We start from the raw sequence: 19,293 nt of genomic DNA, 5'->3' as shown, positions 1-19,293 counted from the left end.
TAGTCCCCTATTTAAGTTTTTTCCAACGAAACAGATGAATGAGGAGAAAGCAAGTCTGCCCAAAATTGGATGATGAAAAATCTGGAGTAATACCTACTATGTGCTGAAAATTAGGTCGGGGATCGTTTTATTGAATCTGTCGGTGCCTAATTTGTGTTAATTGAAGGTGCTTTTTATTTACTTTTTGTTGAGGTAATCAAAATACATTAGAGAAATATCTTTTTCTATAGCCCGACTATTTTGCCTTTTAATGAGAATGGTGTCTTTTTTAATTTTTAAAAGGAAAGCTTCAGCTTCCTCTGTTTCAATATTGAGTAATTTGGATATGGCTTCCGTGCTGAAGTGTTTGTTGAATTTTTGATCAGTCAATTGTTCCTGCTGTTCTTTGTAAAGAATTTTGGCTATTTTCCTTTTTTCTTTTTCCTCTTTGCTAAATGCAATATACAAGGTTGTAAAGGGACTTGAGAGCATGCCTAGGGCATAATGGTGCACTTTGGGGAATACGGGTTCTACTAGGATAGTATCTGTTTCGGCTTTTGGTAATTTTGTATTTAGTCCTGGGATTAAAATGCCTTCAGGTTGCTTTCTAAGGATGGTGGGATAAGAGGCTTCTGAGATGACTACCGTTTTTAAGGTTTGAATATTTTCATCGAGAAAGAATTGATTTTCCAAAGCCTGAAGATGATTCTGATTGATTTCAACTGTATCGGATTGAAATCCGATTGCGCGGAAGTATATTTTGTCTCCTGCTTCTGCATTAATGGAGAAAAAGCCATTTTTGTCAGCGAATGTACCTCTGTTGCTATTCAGATTGATGATGTGTGCAAAGGGAATTCCTGTTGTTTCTTTTGAGTGAACAAGTTGTCCTAAAATCATGGAGGGAAGATCCTGCGCATAAGTTTTATAGGGGAGGAAAAGCAATAGAAGCGGGATGATCTTCCGCAGGGAGATTCTTTGATCAGCTTGAGGCATTGACTAATCGTTGATTTAATGGCTGTTAGAGGGCTTACTTTTTTTAGAAATATATAGATCCTGTTCCAGATATTCACCGTATTGATTCAGGATTTCTATGATAATCTCAGGGGGAGCTAAACCATACACTCTTTGTTTTGAAGGATTATAGAAGGCCAGGAAAGCTTCGGCTTCCTCTGTCTCAATATTGAGTAATTTGGAAATGGCTTCCGGGCTGAAGTATTTGTTGAATTTTTGATTGGTTAATTGTTCCTGTTGTTCTTCATAAAGCACTTTTGCCATTTTTCGCGTTTCATCCTCTTTTTTGCTAAAGGCAGAATAGAGAGTGCTCACCGGATTGAAAATGGCTCCAATGGCATATTCATAGGCCTTTGGATCACGGGGCTTTTGTAAAAGGGTGTCCTTTTTGGGAGGATTCAGGTTCATGTTAATACCCGGAATATAATAGGGTTCCGGTTTTTTTCGGAACATGGCGGAATTATCATAGGAGTATATATTAACATTGGCCAGTTTTCGCGTTTCTTCTTCCAAACGGAATTTGGTACTGATGGCCTCCAGTTGGGCCCTGCTTAGGGTGATGGTATCCGTTTTATAGCCTAAAACCCGGAAACAAAGGGTGTCTCCCTGTTGTGCATTGATAGAGAAGTAGCCTATTTCATCCGAAATGGCACCTTTTTTTTGAGAGATATTGACAATATGTGCAAAGGGAATGCTTTCCTGATTGTTAGCATTGAGCAATTGGCCATGTAGTAAGGTCGGCAGTGGAGTGTTTTCCTGCGCTAAGGAAATGGCTGGAAGAAAGAGAAGGAAGGAGAGTAGGAATGCTTTCATCTTGCAAATATTGAAAAGCCGAAGGTAGTGGCTAATGCTCAGCAAGACAATTATTTAACTTTTATTAACAATGAAAAAGGGTGCCGAAGCACCCTTTCTGTTAAAATCTAATGGAGATTCCAATTTTTCCGGCAGTAACGGCTCTACCGCCTGCAAATTCCAAATTTATACCAAACTGGTCATTGAAATAATAGCGTCCACCTACCTGAAGGCCTAAGCCCAGTCCGGAAGTTCTGTTTCCGTAATAATCGTAAGGGTAGTTCACAATTCTAAAGCCAACATTAGCACCCGCATAGAGGTCAAAGTTGGATGGAATATTCAATATGGTGTTGAAGTGATAATTAAAGCGTCCTACGATGCCGAAAGTATTTCTGCGGTAATATTTATCCTTATTATACTTTACATTTCTATTCGCCCAGGAAAGCTCTGCTTCAACAGACATATCGCGGTGAACTCCGTACTGAAAACTACCAGTAACCGGGATGCCATAATTGGCAAATCCTAATCCGAAGTTTAATTGTTTTCCCCCTTGTCCAAGCGGAGAATCAGCCTTAGCGGTTAATACTGTGAGCATTAACAACAAGCAGCATGTAATTAATTTTTTCATGTGAATTTATTTTCGGGGCGCAATAAATTCTTTCTCAGCTGCTTTTCAAAAAAAAACGGATTAAGATATGATGAGTTTTTTCTTACAGGCGATAGGTTACCCCAACTCTTCCGCTGGATAATTGGTTTCCACCGTTTAGTTCCACATTTACTCCCCAGTTTTGGTTGAAGAAATAGCGACCACCTACCTGAATGCCAAGGCCTATGCCTGAAGAATGATTTTTATGCCATTCATCCGTACCAGCAGGGCCTTCCCAGTGGTGGTTCCAGTTAACATAGCCAATATTACCTCCGGCATATACATCAAAGTTGGAAGGTAGGCCGATTAATCGATTGAAATGGTAGTTAAAAGTTCCGGTGATAGAGAAGGAGTTGTAACGCCAGTAGTTATCGGAAAAAGAGCGATAACCTACTTCGAATCCGGCTGTCATGTCTTGATGAACACCGAAATCCATTCCCCCATAAACCGGGATGCCATTTCCTGAAAGTCCAAATCCTGCGTTAATCTGCATTCCACCCTTAGGTAGGGAATTTTCTCCCTCTGTTTGAGGTTTGGCTTGTCCCATGGCAGTCAAGGATAGCGCTAGCGCCATAGATAGAAAGAGTCCGAATAATCTCATAAGTTTAATAATTTTTTGACTTAGGGATTGCTTGCTTGCCTAAGCCTGAGTCCGGAGTTTAGCCTCCGGAAGGTTGAATTGATAATATTTAATTGTAAAGTATTACACTTGAGGATAGGCCAGTAGGTCCGGATCCAGATCCGTGAAATAGTCATCCCAAAATAGGGTGTTGTTTTCTACTTCATCTCTGATAACCGTGATGGCTTTGTTAGCTCCTTTTTTGATTTGATAAGTAAGGGATTCGGTGTTATTGTATATGTCCCGAATAGTAATTTTACCCATCATTAAATACTCAATGATGGTTTTGGTGACAGGGAAAAATACGCGCCCGAAACCTTCTTTCATCAGTATGCCCAGATAAAAAATCTCTGCCATTTCAGGTCTAAGAAAGGCATTTTGCGGCTGATATATTCCCACAGCCGTACCGTGGAGTTTTATGAGGTCCTGCTTTTTTATCAAAAGTCTGCAATCCATGAAGCAAAAAATTAAGTCTGGTCGCCAATATAAATAAAACAGCGGAATTAATCATGTCGGAATGGGGTAAATGGCCGTTATCCGGGAGTTGTTTTGGAGTTTTAAGTTATGGAGGAGTTTGTTTGGCCGAATGATGACTGCTTAGAATATGGTTTAGCAGCAAGGCTGGGAAAATGTAGGCTTAGGCTATTATTTCCAGTTTTTCAGGGTGGGGTACAGAAAAGAAGAGAAAGCTGGCTTGCTCGACTTTGGGCTATTAAAAACCAAAGAAAAATGTCTGTAATGATTTGGTCGTGAAGCGCTTGGGTTGGTTTGATGGAGTTAGCCCGAATTATTCACCGCTAGTTTTAGAGTCTACCGCAAGAGGCTGTTTGTTAATTCTTTTCGATTGTATTTGCGAAATTTCTGATAGCCCAAATTAGGATAGGCTTGCTTGCTTCTCATTCATCTGCTTCCTTGGAAAAAAATGGAATAGGAAACTATTCCTTCATTTTTTCCGCCTGGCAGCTAATCGAGGATTTTAGCATGAATAATCCGGCTTAGCTGACTTAATAGGGTATAAAAAAAGCAGGAGTTTCCTCCTGCTTCTATATTTTTCTGAGAATATATAATTATCCTACAGTGATACGCTTGAATGAAACTACAGTCATTCCTTTGTTCAAGCTATCCAAGTATTTAGCAACAGACATAGAGTTGTCCTTTACGAAATCTTGTGCCAACAAAGTGTTGTCCTTGAAGAACTTCTGCAATTTACCTTGAGCGATTTTGTCAACGATAGCTTCTGGCTTACCTTCTTTCAATGCGATCTCACGACCGATTTCCAATTCTTTAGCCTTAGTAGCCTCATCTACATCATCAGAGCTCAATGCGATTGGGTTCATTGCTGCAATCTGCATCCCTACATCTTTACCTGCAGTTACGTAGTCAGCTTCACCAACATTGGCCAAAGTTACGATTACACCCAATTTCTTGTTAGAGTGGATATAAGCAACAACTTTCTCACCAGTGATCACTTCGTAGTTCTTGATCACAATTTTCTCACCGAATTTACCGATAGTCTCTGTGATCTTCTCAGCTACAGTCATATCACCCAATGACAACGCCATGATACCTTCAACGTCTGCTGGCTTAGCCGCTGCAGCAGCATCCAAGATAGCATTACCCAAAGCCTGGTACTCGTCGTTGATCGCTACGAAGTCAGTCTCACATACTAAGCTTAAAGATACTACCTCAGTGTAATCCTCATTCGCTTTCACGAATACAGTACCTTCTGAAGTTTCGTTATCAGCGCGCTTAGCAGAAACTTTCTGACCTTTTTTACGAAGAACCTCGATCGCTTTGTCGAAATCGCCATCAGTTTCAACCAATGCCTTTTTACAATCCATCATACCGGCACCGGTCGCTTTTCTCAGCTCATTAACTTGTTTTGCTGAAATTGCCATTGTTAATATTATTTAGTGATCAATAAGAAATTTCTCTGCGAAAGTAATTGAATTTGTACAGATCTTCAATTACTTATCTAGATAAAAAAAATGAACACCTCCAACTACGCGAAGGCAGGGTGGTGTTCATTAATTTTATTTAATCCTAAGATTATTTTTCTTCAGCGTTCTCTGAATCAGCTGCTTTTTTAGCTTCCTCTTCTTTCTTACGCTCGTTCTCTTCTTTGTCTTTACGACGCTCGTTCAAACCATCTTCGATAGCTGAACCGATCGCCTTAGCAATGATAGAGATCGACTTGAATGCGTCGTCGTTACCAGGGATAGCGAAATCAACAGAAGTTGGATCAGAGTTAGTATCCACCAAACCGAATACTGGGATATTCAACTTTTGTGCTTCTTTCACTGCGATGTGCTCACGCTTGATATCGATGATGAACAAAGCTGCTGGAAGACGAGTCAAGTCAGCGATACCGCCTAATACACGCTCCAATTTGTCCTTCTCACGAGATACCATCAAACGCTCACGCTTCGCCAAGTTCATGTACTCTTCCGATTTCATCAACTTGTCGATAGAAGACATTTTCTTCAACGACTTACGAATAGTCGCGAAGTTGGTCAACATACCACCTAACCAACGCTCCGTTACGAAAGGCATTTTAAGGCGGCCTGCTTCTTCAGCGATGATGTCCTTAGCTTGCTTTTTGGTAGCAACAAACATCACTTTACGACCAGAACGAACGATTCCTTGAAGGGCGTTAGATGCTTCTTCGAGAGCCACCAAGGTTTTGTTCAAATCAATAATATGGATGCCATTACGCTCCATGAAGATATATGGAGCCATTTTTGGATCCCACTTTCTCGTTAAGTGTCCAAAGTGAACACCAGCATCAAGTAAGTCTTTATAAGTTAGTTGAATAGCCATTACTAAATCTTATATAGAAAATTTCAAATGTTTTAAAAAACGAAAACATTCGCCGAAGCAAAATATTAACGTTTCGAGAATTGGAAAGAACGACGTGCCTTACGCTTACCGTATTTCTTACGCTCGACCATACGTGGGTCACGAGTAAGGAATCCTTCTTTCTTCAATGCAGGACGATTCTCCTCATCGATTTCGCAAAGTGCGCGAGAGATAGCCAAACGAACAGCTTCCGCTTGTCCTTTGATACCACCACCGTACACGTTTACGTTAATGTCAAAGTTACCATCAACTTCAGAGATAACTAATGGTTGTTTTACGATCAATTGCAAGATCTCAGTTGGGAAATAAGTCGCCAATGGGCGCTTATTAACAGTGATTTCACCGTTACCAGCTTTTACATAAATTCTTGCGACTGAAGTCTTTCTTCTTCCTAAAGTGTTTACTACTTCCATGCTTCTTAGAATTTAATTTCTTTTGGTTGCTGTGCGTCGTGCTTGTGCTCAGCACCTTCGTAAACGAATAGATTGTGGAACAACTGACGGCCCAAACGATTCTTTGGCAACATACCTTTAACAGCACGCTCTACCAAGATCGTAGAAGACTTCTTAGTTTTTACCTCCATAGGAGTTTGCTTACGCTGACCACCTGGGTATCCAGTGTGACGAACATAAACTTTGTCAGTCCACTTGTTACCAGTCAAACGAACTTTGTCCGCATTGATTACGATAACATTGTCTCCACAGTCTACATGAGGAGTGAAAGATGGCTTGTGCTTACCACGAATCATTTTAGCAACTTCAGATGCCAAACGACCCAATACCATATCGGTAGCGTCAACAACAACCCATTCTTTTTCAACAGTCGCCTTGTTAGCTGATAGTGTTTTGTAACTTAAAGTATCCACTTTAGCTGAATTTTAATAATTATAAAATAATCTTAGATCCGAATTTCATCACTTCTTGCTGCATTGGTTTGGAAGCTCCTACGCAGTTTGATTACGTGAATCCTGTCGGCTTGAAACCCTTTTAAATCAGTGTAATACGGACTTGTACGTGCTAAGGTACGAGGTTTCGGTTCCTTAGGGGGCGGTTAGAATCTAAGGCGGTTTGGACTCAATCCACCCCAAAAGGAGTGCAAATATAGAAGAAAAATATTTACAAACCTAGGAAGATGAAACTGTATTTCAATATTTTAGATCCATTTACCCCTGAGCATCAATCGAATGCCCAGAGTGCTGGTCAAAAGTCGTGCTAAAAAAATGAAGTGACCTAAAAATGGAATTTGGTGCAGCGGCTCTGTTTAACCCGGATTATTCATATTAAAATCCTCGTTTAGCCGCAGGGCGTGAAAAATGACGGAATTTTTCCTGTTTCATTTTTTCCAATGAAGCAGCAGAATGAGGAGAAAGCATGCTTGCTCAAATTTTGGCTATTTATAACTCAATAGACACAAGCTTAATAATCTTAGCATAAGCATAGTCAGGTGGTTTGCCGAATTTGTCGTTGAATCATTCGGGCTAAAATGAGCCAGGAGAAAAGTGGGGCAGCATTGAAAAGGCAAAAAAAAAGAGCCGAAGCTCTCTTTTTGGGTTGGGGGAAGAAATGTTTTATGGTTTTGACCAAATGGCATCTCCTCGGAAATTCACTTCGGGGAATTGGGATCCATCGGGTAATTCAATGATTAAGTCAGAAACCTGAAGGGTAATGACTGAAGTGCCATCAGTGGTACCACTGTATTGTTCTAAAGAATCAATGGTGATGGTAATATTTCCATTGTCTTGCATCCAGCTGCCAATGGCTACACTAATATCTTTAGGGTATATTTTGTTATCCTCGTCCAGGATTACGGTCCGGTCATCCTTATCGCCCAGCAGTAAGTCGAGTGAGTCTCCATCAATTTCAACAGGAATTGAGATCAGCCCACCAGTACCTGCCGGAACAGCTTCTCCATTAATTCCGGAAAGGTACCAGTCTCCGGCAGCAGAAGGTACGGAGGTATCTCCATTGTCATCATCAGAGCAGGAGGCGGCAAAAATGACCAAAAAGATGAACAGAAAATGTAGATTTTTCATAGTGTATTTTTGATTGTAGGGAAAACCGAAATCGGGAAAGGTAATAGGGGGATGCTTGCTTAGCACCTTCTATTTTCTTCACGAATAATTCTCGAAGTGGTTTAGTTTAACTAATTCTTTATTAGTTAATAAATGAAGTGGCGTAATAATTTTTTGTTGTTTTTTGATCCTTCTGCTATTAAGGGTGTACTGTAGAGGAAAGCTTATGGCGTTCATAAGCGGGGTTCTTTAGGGCATATTGAAATGCTCTTATTAAATTTTAAGCCGCGATCGGCTATTATTTGCAGAAGAGTTCCTATTTTCAACCCTTGAAAAATTGTATGCAATAATTCTTGTTATCAAGATAACCTTACATTAAATGTTTAATTACAGTAAAATTAATAATTACACCGGTTGGATCATTTTTGGAATTGCCACCTTGGTGTATTGGCTGACAGTGGAACCGACCGCCAGTTTTTGGGATTGCGGGGAGTTCATTGCCACCTCTTACAAGTTGGAGGTCTCTCACCCTCCGGGGGCACCATTTTTTATGTTGATCAACCGGATGTTCTCTTTCCTTGCGATGGGAGATCCGCTTCGAATTGCCTATTGGATTAATATTTCTTCGGTACTTTGCTCTGGATTTACCATTCTATTCCTATTCTGGAGTTTGACGATGTTGGGGCTGAAAATTTTGAAGGTTGATCGCGCAAAAGCCTCGCTGGAGCAAACGGTACTCATAATGGGTGGCGCTGCTGTGGGATCCTTGATTTATACTTTCTCTGATTCTTTCTGGTTTTCTGCTGTTGAGGCGGAGGTATATGCAATGTCTTCCTTATTTACTGCGGCCGTAGTTTGGATGATGTTGAAATGGGAATTCATTGAGGATGAGTCCGCTTCCTTAAGGTGGTTAATTATGATTGCCTATGTAATGGGGCTTTCTATCGGGGTTCACTTGCTGAACTTGTTGACCATTCCGGCTTTAGGGTTGATTTATTATTTTAAAAAGTATGAAGAGGCGACCATCAAAGGGGTTTTCATAACGCTGGCGGTGAGTTCTGTCATTCTGTTATTTATTAACGATATTATTATTCCTGGACTACCTACCTGGGCCGGGGATTTTGAATTATTCTTCGTTAATACTTTGAGCCTGCCTTTCGGTTCCGGAATTGTGAGCTTTATTGTTGCTTTTTTAGGGGCATTGATTTACGGGGTTTATTACTCTCAGAAAATGCAGAAGCCCATTCTGAATACTTTCCTGTTAGGGTTTGTATTTATTCTGATTGGTTATTCTTCTTTCAGTATCATCCCGATTCGTTCCAATTACAATCCTCCGATTGATGAGAACGACCCGAATAACATTGTATCTTTCGTTTCTTACCTGAAGCGTGAGCAGTACGGTACCCGTCCTTTGGGTTATGGGCAGTACTTTGATGCCGAGGTAGTGGGGACCGAAGTGGGTGCGCCGGTTTATGTGAAAGGAAAGGATAAGTATGAAATTGCAGATCATAAAATTGAATATCAATTTGACGATAAACGCAAAACGCTTTTCCCAAGAATATGGAGCAATAGCCCGCGCCACGTACAAGAGTATCAGAATATGCTGGGCTTACGTCCGGGAGAGCAGCCTACTTTCAGTGATAACCTGAGCTTCTTCTTCTCGCATCAGATCGGGACGATGTTCATGCGTTATTTTATGTGGAACTTCTCCGGACGAGAAAGTGATATTCAGGGAGCGAGCTGGGTAGGGATTACAGATGCTTTTAAAGATTTACCTTCTACGATTAAGGATAACAAGGCGCACAATGTCTACTTCATGTTGCCGCTGATTCTGGGGCTATTTGGGGTGTTCTTTAATTTTAATAAAGACCCGAAGACCTTCTTTTTCTTATTGATTTTGTTCCTGATCACCGGCCTGGCTTTGGTGATGTTCCTGAACTCACCTCCTATTGAGCCACGTGAACGAGACTATATATATGTAGGGGCTTTCTATGTATTTGCCATGTGGTGTGGAATCGGGGTATTTGCCATTGCCGAATTATTAGGCAAGTTTACCAAAGGTGTTGCCACTCCGGCTTTGGCAACCGCACTTTGCCTGGTGGCGCCGGCTATTATGGCACAACAAAACTGGGATGATCATGATCGTTCGAATCGTTACTTCTCCGTGGATTCTGCCCGTAATTTTCTGGCAGGCTTGGCACCGAATGCCATTATTTTCACCGGCGGGGATAATGATACTTTCCCATTGTGGTATGTTCAGGAAGTAGAGAATTTCCGTACCGATGTGCGGGTAATCGTATTATCTTACTTTAATACGGATTGGTACATTGACCAAATGAAGCGTAAAGCTTATGAGTCGGAAGAACTACCTTTTACTTTTGAAAAGGAACATTACCGTCAGGGTGGGCCGAATGATTATGCGGTTTATCAGGAGTTGCCTTCTGTGAAAAAAGGCGCGGCGATCAATGCCAAGCAATACATCAGTTTATTACGCAAGGGATCTAATCAGCTACAATTCCCTACTCGTAGTGGCGGGGTAATGAGTGTTGTTCCTTCCAAATCTATGTATTTTGATGTGGATACCTCTGAGGTGTTGAACAGTAATTTGGTGCCGGATAAGTTGAAGCCTTATGTTACGGATAAATTGGTGTGGTCTCTGAAAGGAAACGGCTTGGAGAAAAACACTATTATGCTGATTGATCTGATTACTAATAATAATTGGGAGCGTCCGATCTATTTCAATAATACATCGCTTTCCTCTATTGGAATTGATTTGTCCCACCATGTGGCGCAAGAAGGTAATGTTTATCGATTATTACCGATTGATTTCCCAGGGCAACAGCAATCAGGGGAGTACTTGGTGGATACTGAAACCATGTACGATAACGTGATGAATAAATTTGCTTACCGTAGTCTGGATGACCCGAAAGTGTATTATGATGAGAACTACCGTAACTTTGTGCTTAATACCCGTTCGAATATTAATAGTCTGATCCTGGCCTTGTTGGAAGAGGGAGATGATGAGCGCGCTAAGGAAGTGATGAATGCCACCTTGGAGCGTATTCCGGATGAGGCGGTGCCTTATGATTATACTTCCATGCGAATGGTTAGATTCCTGTTGGCAGTGAATGAAAAAGCAAAAGCGATGGAAATTATCAAAGTGATGGGAGATCGGGCAATCGAAAACCTGGACTATAATGAGCGCATTGCCGGAGGTTTGGACCGCAGCACCCAGATGTCCATGATGGTGTTGGGAGAGTTTGTGAGAATTCTGAAGACCGAAAAGGAAGATGCCTTGGCGGTGGAAATGGATGAGAAATTAAGACACCATTACGCTCGCTTCGGCGGATAAAAAATAAATAATTGAAGAAAAGGCTCACCGGATGGTGGGCTTTTTTTTTGGAAATTTCTGACCTGCTGCCCTGTAACCCGAATTATTCACCGCCATATTTATTAAATGATCGCAAGTAATTTAATTTCAGTTTATTATAATTATTTTTTTTGATTTATAATAGCCCAAATTCGGGCAGGCTTGCTTTCTCCTCATTCATCTGTTTCGTGGGAAAAAACTCGAAATAGGAAACTATTCCATCATTTTTTCCGACTTACAGCTAAACGAGGATTTAAGCATAAATAATCCGGGTGTAATATTCATTCACCATCCGAATGCTGCATGCTTCCTCCATTTGTTGCATGACAGGAAAATTGAAGGAATTGTGGCCAGTAGTAGCCGGTATTATTATAAAGAAAGGGAAGAGGGGCTTAGTCAGGGCGCATATTTTTTTGCCCGACGTAAAAGATGGTGGCTTTGTTGTCTTGAGAGGGGGAGGAATAAGTGTGGCCTAAAAGCTGAGGAATAGGAGCGGATGTAAGAAATAAATCCTTTAGAAAGAATGAACCCCGGACAAGGCCGGGGTTCAATCAAAAACAGGTGTATAAATTTTGTGCTACTTAAATTGCTTATGCATTTGTATATACTAAATGCCAAAGACAGGTAACCCTCCTTTTTGAAAAAAAATTAATTTATTTTCTCAGGCCTGGGCTGTAGCTTTTTACGGTCTCAATAAAACACTTCACTTTTTCCGGATCAATGTCCGGATAAACGCCGTGTCCGAGATTCGCAATGTGTCGGTCAGGGCCAAAAGTATCCAGCATGGTCTTGGTTTTAGCCTCCACAGTGGCAAAATCAGCATATAGTACGGCAGGATCCAGATTTCCCTGAAGGGTTTTATTAGCTCCAATTAATTGGCGACTCTCCTGAATGTCCATATTCCAGTCCAGGCCAACAGTGTTGCAGTTTAATTGCCCAATGGCTTTTCTCGCTCCATAAGCTCCTTTGGCAAATACAGTGATGGGCACTTCCGTGATGGCATCACAGATTTGACGGATGTATGACAAGGCGAAAGTTTCATAGTGATCGTCAGGTAAGATTCCTGCCCAGGAATCAAAGACTTGCACCATGTCAGCTCCGGCGGCAATTTGTGCTTTTAGGTAAGTGATGGTGGTGTCAGTGATCATCTGCAATAACTGCTGCGCCATCTGAGGATCGGTATATAAAATTTTTCTCGCATTGGAGAAAGTTTTAGAGCCGTGTCCTTCAATCATATAACAAAAAATCGTCCAGGGAGCACCAGCGAAACCAATTAGAGGAACGCGGCCGTTCAACTCCTTTTTGGTGATTTTTATGGCTTCTAATACATATCCTAAATCTGACTCCACATCTGCCACGCTTAATTTTTTGAGGTCGGCAGCACTTTTAACAGTCTCCGGGAACCATGGCCCCTTTTTCTCTACCATTTTGTAAGGCAGTCCCATGGCTTCAGGAACAACCAAAATATCTGAAAAGATAATGGCGGCATCCACCCCTAAAAGGTCAACGGGCTGAATGGTAACTTCTGCTGCCAATTCAGGTGTTTGAGCCAGCTCAATAAAACCGCTGACGCTACTTCTTACCGCACGGTATTCCGGTAAAATTCTTCCAGCCTGACGCATTAGCCATACAGGCGTTCTTTCCGTTTTTTCCCCACGTGCAGCTCGTAGGATGAGGTCATTTTTAAGTTCCATAGCTATTTCAGAAATTTTCGATCGCAAATTTAGAGTTATTTGCTGTTTTTTAAGAGGTTCCCCACTTAATTTTTCTAAAGTAAAAATAGGTAAAGGGTAGGTGTGTTTTTGGATTGATTTTTGAAAACAGCTGTGCAATAGTTGTTTAGGTGTTTTTAGAGTGAGATAAATGAACTGGACGGAGCTTTTAGGTTATATGGCCATGGGATTGGCAGCATTTTCTTTTACATTCCGAAATTTGGTAACCCTGCGGAAAGTCAATATTTTTGCAGCCTTGATTTTTATTGTTTACGGCTTGTTGATTAAGGCCTTGCCGGTAGTGGGACTCAATGTGATTATTTTGGCATTGAATGTTTACGAGCTTTATCGCTTTTACTACAAGCAGGGACAGCATCCAGAAACTTATTCTTCATAAATGAATTATTCTGATTGGGTAGGATACATTGCAATGACACTCGTTGCGCTTTCTTTTACTTTTAAGGAAATACGGAAATTGCGGCTTATTAATTCAATAGGAGCTGTTTTTTTTGTGATTTATGGAGTGATGATTCAGGCCTACCCGGTGGTAGTCGTGAATAGTTTTATTGCCATTTTCAATATCTATCATCTTTTTAATGGGTCATCGCGTTCCTAAAAAGAATGCAAAAGCCCTATCGTTCAATAAAAAAGCGATATAATTTTTATATTTTTGCGGAAACTGAAGGAATGCCATGTTCGATAATTTAAGTACCAAATTAGATAAGGCCTTTAAAAACCTAAAAGGTCAGGGCAGTATTACCGAGATTAACGTTGCCACCACGGTAAAAGAAATTCGCCGTGCGTTGATTGATGCCGACGTTAACTTTAAGGTAGCAAAAGAGGTAACTGACGAAATTAAAAATAAATCCCTAGGACAGGATATCTTGATTTCCGTGTCTCCAGGTCAGATGTTGGTGAAAATTACTCAGGATGAGTTAACCAGTCTGATGGGGGGTACGCAGGAGAATATCGTGTTGGAGGGAAATCCTGCGGTCATCCTGATTGCCGGTTTACAAGGTTCCGGTAAAACTACTTTTACCGGTAAATTAGCTTCCCGCCTGAAGAAGGAAGGAAAGAGCGTTATGCTGGCAGCCTGTGATATCTACCGCCCTGCGGCGATTGACCAGCTGAAGGTATTGGGAGAGCAGGTTGGTGTTGAAGTATATGCCGAGCCTGAGAATAAAAACGCGGTAGAGATTGCCCAAAAAGCGATTGCGGAAGCAAAAGCGCAGAATAAAAAGGTGGTCATTGTCGATACGGCGGGTCGTTTGGCGGTGGATGAGCAAATGATGAATGAGATTGCAGCAGTTAAAGATGCCATTCAGCCATCAGAGACTTTGTTCGTTGTGGATTCGATGACCGGTCAGGATGCCGTAAATACAGCCAAGACTTTCAACGACCGTTTGGATTTTGACGGAGTAGTATTAACCAAGTTGGATGGTGATACCCGTGGTGGTGCGGCCATTTCAATCCGTAAGGTTGTAGAAAAACCGATAAAGTTTATCTCTTACGGAGAGAAAATGGATGCTTTGGATGTCTTTTATCCTGAGCGTATGGCCCAGCGTGTTTTGGGTATGGGTGACGTGGTTTCCTTAGTAGAGCGTGCGCAGCAGGCTTTTGATGAGGATGAAGCGAAGCGTATCAACCAAAAGATCCGCAAGAACCAGTTCAACTTTGAAGATTTCCTTTCTCAGCTAGCCCAAATTAAGAAAATGGGTAACCTGAAGGATTTGGTAGGCATGTTGCCGGGTGTAGGTAAAATGATGAAGGACATCGATATCGATGACGATGCATTTAAGCCTATCGAGGCCATTATTCTTTCCATGACCAAGGAAGAGCGTGAAAATCCGGAATTGTTGGACGGTAGCCGTCGCAGAAGAATTGCAAAAGGTTCCGGGACTACCGTTCAGGATGTGAATAAGTTGTTGAAGCAATTCAATGAAATGCGCAAAATGATGAAAACCATGAATAAATTGACGGGTTCTCGTCGTGGTATGGGATTGAGTAATTTGATGAAAAGATAAGTGAACTATTCGCTTTGAACCATATTTTGATTAGGCCCCTCCTCTTTGGTGGGGCTTTTTCTTTGGTGAAGGTTAATCAGTTTTTCCAGATTAATATTTTTGGTGAGGTGATACATGACTTCCTCTGTGGCTTTATAGCCTATATTGAATAGTTCCTGCGCCTGATTAAAGTCAAAAGTACCATATTTTCGTGCATCAATAGGATCAATGACCAGATCACATTCATCCATCCGGTCTTTCACCGTTTGCCAGATAGCGAGCCGATACACCCGCTCCGCCACAGATTTGATGCCACTAACTTGCGGGACTTTGAGGTTGTGATTTACATGAACGCCGATCGTGCGGTTGGCATGTTCCAGTAAAGGTTCCACCGGCAGGTTATTGGTCAGGCCTCCATCTACAAATTGCTCGTTATTGATCGTCACCGGAGGGAATAAAACCGGAATAGAGGCGGAAGCTTTTACCCAGTCCATTAGAGGTCCCGAGGAGACAATTTTCGAATTTCCCGTAGACAAATTACTTACGCAGATATGTAAGGGCATTTTTAAGCCTTCAAAAGAATTATGGGGAATATACTCCAGTATCTTTTCCTCTAAATAATCCAGCGGCAGGAGTCCGGTCTTTAATAACCGCCATCGAAACATATTGATAAACCTGCGCTCACTCACAATTTCTAATATTTGTATCGGGCGAATACCTTCACAGTATAATGCACCAACAATGGCCCCCATACTGGTGCCTGAAACTCTTTTTACGAAAATCCCATAGTCTTCCAGAGCTTGTAATACTCCAATATGAGCAATTCCTCTTGCGCCTCCCCCACTCAAAGCGATCCCTACTTCAATGTCTGCGGGTATGAGCATTGGTAAATTTTTTTATTTGGTTGAGCAATATAAAATCAGAAGCAAAAAAAAAGCGCAACCCAGAGGTGCGCTTTTATATATGAAAATAAATATTATTAACGATAAAGCACTTCCTTAATAGCTTTAACGGTTTTTTCTACATTAGGGACGGTCGCTTCCAATAATGATTTTGCATAAGCCACCGGAACGTCTTCAGAAACTACTCGGGTAACAGGAGCGTCCAAATAGTCAAAAGCGTTTTTGGATACGTGGAAAGCAATTTCTGAGGAGATAGAAGCCAATGGCCATGCCTCTTCCAGTACCACCAAACGATTGGTTTTTTTCACAGAAGTAATGATGGTCGCCCAGTCAATAGGACGAACAGTGCGCAAATCAATCACTTCTACATTAATGCCTTCTTTCGCCATTTCTTCAGCAGCCTGAATCGCTACCTTCATCATTTTACCGAAAGAACACAAGGTAATGTCTGTACCTTCTTTTACAACATTAGCCGTACCGATTGGAATCAGGTATTCGCTCTCAGGCACCTCTCCTTTGTCACCGTACATTAATTCTGACTCCATGAAGATCACCGGGTCATTGTCACGGATAGAAGATTTTAAAAGTCCTTTAGCATCCTTTGGGTTAGAAGGAACCACCACTTTCAATCCAGGGGTGTTGGCATACCAGTTTTCGAAGTTTTGCGAGTGCTGAGCAGCCAACTGACCTGCATTACCCGTTGCTCCACGGAAAACGATCGGCACATCTACTTGTCCACCGGACATCGACTTCAATTTTGCAGCAGAGTTGATAATCTGGTCAATTGCTACCAAAGAGAAGTTGAAAGTCATGAACTCAATAATCGGACGGATGCCATTCATGGCAGCACCTACCCCAGACCGGTAAATCCTGCTTCCGTAATTGGGGTGTCAATGACACGTTTTGGTCCAAACTCGTCCAGCATTCCCTGGCTCACTTTATAAGCACCATTGTATTCGGCCACCTCTTCTCCCATTAGGAAGATGGTTTCATCGCGACGCATTTCTTCGCTCATCGCCTCACGTAGTGCTTCTCGAAACTGGATTTGTCTCATGGTTATTATTTTGAATTAGGTTATTGTGCATTGTTTGTTAAATACCCTGGCGGGTAATGTGGCGTAAAAATAAGCGAAATGGAATGAAAAAAAAATATTCTCCCTTTGATAATAAAAAACCCTCAACCGAATGGCTGAGGGCTTTGTTAATATTGCTGAAACAGCGAAAATTCGCCTTATTTCAATGCGTTACGGAATGCTTCAGAAGCAGAGAATTTAGAGAATTCTAAATCGTTAACCGCCTTTTTGGCCATCTCTGGCTCAGCAGCTACTGACTTCTTCAAAGCTGCGATAGCAGCATCTTCTTTACCTGCACGAGCGTTAGCAATGGCTTCGCCATAGAATGCAGCAGCAAAGTTGCTGTCTTTCTCAGCAGCTTCCTGGAAAGAAACTACAGCAGCGTCATATTGCTTGTTCAATAGCTGAGCCAAACCTTTGTTGTAAAGGTTAGCAGCAGCGTCATCAGCATTTGCCAAAGAAGCTACAGCGTCAGCATATTTTGCACGCTTGATCTCCAAAGCAGCTTTCACACCAGCCAAAGATTTTGCGTTTTCTGACTCAAGACCCATAGCGTAAGCTTTCTCAATCAAGTTGAAAGCTTTCACGTCGTCACCAGCCAAATAAGCAGCAACCGCCATGTTAGCAGTAGCTTCAGCAGTTTCTTGCTTGCGGTTAGACAATTCGAACTGCGTCATTGCTTTCTCTACCATCTCAGCGCGAGCAGAACCTTCTGCTTCAGCAGCTGAAGCCAAGTAAGCAGCACCCAAGTTGTTGTGCGCAATGTGGCTATCCGCTTTCTTAGTGGCAGCAGCGTAGATAGCTTCTTTCTCAGAAACCGAAGGAGTCAAAGTAGCAGAGTACATTAACTCTTCCAAGCTCAAAGTATCAGCGTTTACACTGTTGTTTTGGATTTGCTTAGACAAAGTAGCGATTTCTGCATCTGTTTTCTTTTCTTTTACAGTCAAGATCTCAGTTTTTGCAGTACGCAACTTAGGATAAACATCCTTGAATACTTTGCGGTATCCGTTAACTTTTTGCATTTGCTTCTCTTTCTCTTCGAAAGAACCTGCACCGTTAACGATAGACAACAATTCAGACTTCACTGAAGCGTCTACGCCATCATAAGCTTCCAATTCTTTTTTGAATTCCGCCCAATCGTCTACTACTGGCTTCAATACGAATTTGATAGAATCCGCAGTGCCTTTGTAGTCGTAACGCTTCATCAATTTGCGGTATTCTTTCTCGATTACCGTAGCACGATTCTCCGCCAAGCGAGAGTTATTGCGCTCTGTACCCTCTGGAGAGTGAGTACCAGTAATGATTACCGTACGGGTTACGTTTTTGTCTGCTACGAAAGCATCCAAGAACTTACCACGCTCAGAAGTTTTCTCTGACCAACGCAATACAGAAGAACCCTGAGTAAAGAAGAACTCAACGTTTGTTGGGATCAATTCCTCTTGGTTGTTGTATCCGTGGAACAAGTAAGCAGGAGCGTATACATCTTCTACCAATTGAGAAGTAGTAATAACACCTTTAGCTACTGGAAGAACCGGACCTTCCTTAATTTTATTCTTCTTAGGGTCGACAGCCTTACCTGCGATCGCCAACTCACCAGAAGACATTTCATCATTGTAAGCAAAAGCGAAAGACTCAGACAAACGTGGGTTCTGATCTTTTTTATCAGCCCAGTCATCACCTTTCAAAGTGACAGCGCTTAGTGTTTCAGACTTCTCACCGTAATTGTAAGATGGCTCCATCTGATACTCTAGGCCTGGCTTTAACATTTTAACAGGCAAAACTGCTGACATTTCGAATTGTACAGTATCTGCATGAACCTCCAATGGGTTCGGAGTTACTGTCAATTCCTGGTCTTTTGCCATTTTAGCCATTTTGTTCAAAGAACAACCTGACATCATCATGGCGCCTAGTACGGCGGCAGGAAAAACAAGCTTTCTCATTTCTATCTTCGTTTAATTATAAAGGTTGCATTCGTGCGAAAATATCGGTATATGCTTACTATTGCAATAATAGTAAAAAAAAATCATCTCGATTGTAACTTTTATCTTTACCAACCGAATATCGCATTAGATATCAGCCAATAAAAAATGAAAAAAATACAATACTTCATAGAAGATTATGCATTTGGAGTCTGCACTTCCATCGCTCAAAAAATGGGGATTTCCGTTTTCAGCGTTCGACTAAGTTTTATGTATCTTTCCTGTCTTACCGCTGGATCTCCATTAGTGCTTTATCTTATCCTTGCTTTCTGGAAAAATATTCGCAGAAATTTAAGAAGGCACAATAATCCAATAATTTATGCCTGAATTTAAATTAA

The 19,293-nt window shown here is 41.5% G+C and carries 17 protein-coding genes and 1 pseudogene; 4 read left to right on the top strand and 14 right to left on the bottom strand.

The window, feature by feature from the left end; genetic code table 11:
- Positions 1 to 177: 177 nt before the first annotated feature.
- The 10 genes from NG22_RS12620 to NG22_RS12570 all read right to left on the bottom strand — a co-directional run bounded on the left by NG22_RS12620 (position 178) and on the right by NG22_RS12570 (position 7,938).
- Positions 178 to 876: a carboxypeptidase-like regulatory domain-containing protein gene (locus NG22_RS12620; protein WP_172674378.1), complete on the bottom strand. Its 699-nt coding sequence runs from the start codon at positions 874 to 876 to the stop codon at positions 178 to 180.
- Between the two features lie 111 nt (positions 877 to 987).
- The gene (locus NG22_RS12615; protein ID WP_053406052.1) at positions 988 to 1,803 is read right to left on the bottom strand and encodes a carboxypeptidase-like regulatory domain-containing protein; all 816 of its coding nucleotides are present in this window, start codon (positions 1,801 to 1,803) and stop codon (positions 988 to 990) included.
- 100 nt (positions 1,804 to 1,903) lie between these two features.
- Positions 1,904 to 2,410: an outer membrane beta-barrel protein gene (locus tag NG22_RS12610; RefSeq protein ID WP_072159075.1), complete on the bottom strand. Its 507-nt coding sequence runs from the start codon at positions 2,408 to 2,410 to the stop codon at positions 1,904 to 1,906.
- An 82-nt stretch (positions 2,411 to 2,492) separates the two neighbouring features.
- The gene (locus tag NG22_RS12605; protein ID WP_216597625.1) at positions 2,493 to 3,029 is read right to left on the bottom strand and encodes an outer membrane beta-barrel protein; all 537 of its coding nucleotides are present in this window, start codon (positions 3,027 to 3,029) and stop codon (positions 2,493 to 2,495) included.
- A 102-nt stretch (positions 3,030 to 3,131) separates the two neighbouring features.
- On the bottom strand, positions 3,132 to 3,503 hold the full coding sequence (locus NG22_RS12600) for a hypothetical protein (RefSeq protein WP_053406049.1): 372 nt from the start codon (positions 3,501 to 3,503) through the stop codon (positions 3,132 to 3,134).
- 611 nt (positions 3,504 to 4,114) lie between these two features.
- Positions 4,115 to 4,945, bottom strand: coding sequence for a translation elongation factor Ts (gene tsf / locus NG22_RS12590; protein WP_053406047.1), 831 nt, complete (start codon positions 4,943 to 4,945; stop codon positions 4,115 to 4,117).
- 151 nt (positions 4,946 to 5,096) lie between these two features.
- Positions 5,097 to 5,867, bottom strand: a complete 771-nt coding sequence (gene rpsB / locus NG22_RS12585) for a 30S ribosomal protein S2 (protein WP_053406046.1) — start codon at positions 5,865 to 5,867, stop codon at positions 5,097 to 5,099.
- A 65-nt stretch (positions 5,868 to 5,932) separates the two neighbouring features.
- Positions 5,933 to 6,319 carry a 30S ribosomal protein S9 gene (rpsI, locus tag NG22_RS12580; RefSeq protein WP_053406045.1) on the bottom strand — a complete coding sequence of 129 codons (387 nt, stop codon included), beginning with the start codon at positions 6,317 to 6,319 and terminating at the stop codon, positions 5,933 to 5,935.
- Positions 6,320 to 6,324: 5 nt separating this feature from the next.
- Positions 6,325 to 6,771: a 50S ribosomal protein L13 gene (gene rplM, locus NG22_RS12575; RefSeq protein ID WP_053406044.1), complete on the bottom strand. Its 447-nt coding sequence runs from the start codon at positions 6,769 to 6,771 to the stop codon at positions 6,325 to 6,327.
- 702 nt (positions 6,772 to 7,473) lie between these two features.
- The gene (locus NG22_RS12570; protein WP_053406043.1) at positions 7,474 to 7,938 is read right to left on the bottom strand and encodes a hypothetical protein; all 465 of its coding nucleotides are present in this window, start codon (positions 7,936 to 7,938) and stop codon (positions 7,474 to 7,476) included.
- Between the two features lie 358 nt (positions 7,939 to 8,296).
- Here NG22_RS12570 and NG22_RS12565 point away from each other — a divergent pair, with 358 nt between their 5' ends.
- Positions 8,297 to 11,269: a DUF2723 domain-containing protein gene (locus NG22_RS12565; protein ID WP_053406042.1), complete on the top strand. Its 2,973-nt coding sequence runs from the start codon at positions 8,297 to 8,299 to the stop codon at positions 11,267 to 11,269.
- Positions 11,270 to 11,940: 671 nt separating this feature from the next.
- Here the strand turns inward: NG22_RS12565 and hemE are convergent.
- Positions 11,941 to 12,981, bottom strand: coding sequence for a uroporphyrinogen decarboxylase (gene hemE, locus NG22_RS12560; RefSeq protein WP_053406041.1), 1,041 nt, complete (start codon positions 12,979 to 12,981; stop codon positions 11,941 to 11,943).
- 169 nt (positions 12,982 to 13,150) lie between these two features.
- Here hemE and NG22_RS12555 point away from each other — a divergent pair, with 169 nt between their 5' ends.
- Positions 13,151 to 13,396, top strand: a complete 246-nt coding sequence (locus NG22_RS12555) for a YgjV family protein (RefSeq protein WP_053406040.1) — start codon at positions 13,151 to 13,153, stop codon at positions 13,394 to 13,396.
- 295 nt (positions 13,397 to 13,691) lie between these two features.
- The gene (gene ffh / locus NG22_RS12545) at positions 13,692 to 15,023 is read left to right on the top strand and encodes a signal recognition particle protein (protein ID WP_053406038.1); all 1,332 of its coding nucleotides are present in this window, start codon (positions 13,692 to 13,694) and stop codon (positions 15,021 to 15,023) included.
- A 5-nt stretch (positions 15,024 to 15,028) separates the two neighbouring features.
- Here ffh and NG22_RS12540 read toward each other — a convergent pair whose 3' ends face one another.
- The 3 genes and pseudogenes from NG22_RS12540 to NG22_RS12530 all read right to left on the bottom strand — a co-directional run bounded on the left by NG22_RS12540 (position 15,029) and on the right by NG22_RS12530 (position 18,916).
- Complete coding sequence (locus NG22_RS12540) at positions 15,029 to 15,886, bottom strand: patatin-like phospholipase family protein (protein ID WP_053406037.1); 858 nt, start codon at positions 15,884 to 15,886, stop codon at positions 15,029 to 15,031.
- A 95-nt stretch (positions 15,887 to 15,981) separates the two neighbouring features.
- A pseudogene (locus tag NG22_RS12535) lies at positions 15,982 to 16,958 on the bottom strand (pyruvate dehydrogenase complex E1 component subunit beta).
- 176 nt (positions 16,959 to 17,134) lie between these two features.
- Positions 17,135 to 18,916 (bottom strand): M48 family metallopeptidase, encoded by a 1,782-nt coding sequence (locus tag NG22_RS12530; RefSeq protein WP_053406036.1) that lies wholly within the window; start codon positions 18,914 to 18,916, stop codon positions 17,135 to 17,137.
- A 147-nt stretch (positions 18,917 to 19,063) separates the two neighbouring features.
- Between NG22_RS12530 and NG22_RS17440 the strand changes: the two genes are divergently transcribed.
- Positions 19,064 to 19,282 (top strand): PspC domain-containing protein, encoded by a 219-nt coding sequence (locus NG22_RS17440; protein ID WP_072159071.1) that lies wholly within the window; start codon positions 19,064 to 19,066, stop codon positions 19,280 to 19,282.
- Positions 19,283 to 19,293: the final 11 nt, after the last annotated feature.

The organism is Persicobacter sp. CCB-QB2, from assembly GCF_001274635.1.
GTDB classification, from domain to species: Bacteria; Bacteroidota; Bacteroidia; order Cytophagales; family Cyclobacteriaceae; genus Persicobacter; species Persicobacter diffluens.
This window is presented reverse-complemented; position numbering and strand designations above follow the sequence as displayed.

Bases quoted from the DNA above. Each gene is read 5' to 3' on its own strand.
- ffh (WP_053406038.1), top strand. From the start codon at position 13,692: ATGTTCGATAATTTAAGTACCAAATTAGATAAGGCCTTTAAAAACCTA.
- NG22_RS12610 (WP_072159075.1), bottom strand. From the start codon at position 2,410: ATGAAAAAATTAATTACATGCTGCTTGTTGTTAATGCTCACAGTATTA.
- hemE (WP_053406041.1), bottom strand. From the start codon at position 12,981: ATGGAACTTAAAAATGACCTCATCCTACGAGCTGCACGTGGGGAAAAA.
- NG22_RS12540 (WP_053406037.1), bottom strand. From the start codon at position 15,886: ATGCTCATACCCGCAGACATTGAAGTAGGGATCGCTTTGAGTGGGGGA.
- rpsB (WP_053406046.1), bottom strand. From the start codon at position 5,867: ATGGCTATTCAACTAACTTATAAAGACTTACTTGATGCTGGTGTTCAC.
- NG22_RS12570 (WP_053406043.1), bottom strand. From the start codon at position 7,938: ATGAAAAATCTACATTTTCTGTTCATCTTTTTGGTCATTTTTGCCGCC.
- NG22_RS12565 (WP_053406042.1), top strand. From the start codon at position 8,297: ATGTTTAATTACAGTAAAATTAATAATTACACCGGTTGGATCATTTTT.
- tsf (WP_053406047.1), bottom strand. From the start codon at position 4,945: ATGGCAATTTCAGCAAAACAAGTTAATGAGCTGAGAAAAGCGACCGGT.
- rpsI (WP_053406045.1), bottom strand. From the start codon at position 6,319: ATGGAAGTAGTAAACACTTTAGGAAGAAGAAAGACTTCAGTCGCAAGA.
- NG22_RS12615 (WP_053406052.1), bottom strand. From the start codon at position 1,803: ATGAAAGCATTCCTACTCTCCTTCCTTCTCTTTCTTCCAGCCATTTCC.
- NG22_RS12555 (WP_053406040.1), top strand. From the start codon at position 13,151: ATGAACTGGACGGAGCTTTTAGGTTATATGGCCATGGGATTGGCAGCA.
- NG22_RS12620 (WP_172674378.1), bottom strand. From the start codon at position 876: ATGATTTTAGGACAACTTGTTCACTCAAAAGAAACAACAGGAATTCCC.
- NG22_RS12605 (WP_216597625.1), bottom strand. From the start codon at position 3,029: ATGAGATTATTCGGACTCTTTCTATCTATGGCGCTAGCGCTATCCTTG.
- NG22_RS12530 (WP_053406036.1), bottom strand. From the start codon at position 18,916: ATGAGAAAGCTTGTTTTTCCTGCCGCCGTACTAGGCGCCATGATGATG.
- NG22_RS12600 (WP_053406049.1), bottom strand. From the start codon at position 3,503: ATGGATTGCAGACTTTTGATAAAAAAGCAGGACCTCATAAAACTCCAC.
- NG22_RS17440 (WP_072159071.1), top strand. From the start codon at position 19,064: ATGAAAAAAATACAATACTTCATAGAAGATTATGCATTTGGAGTCTGC.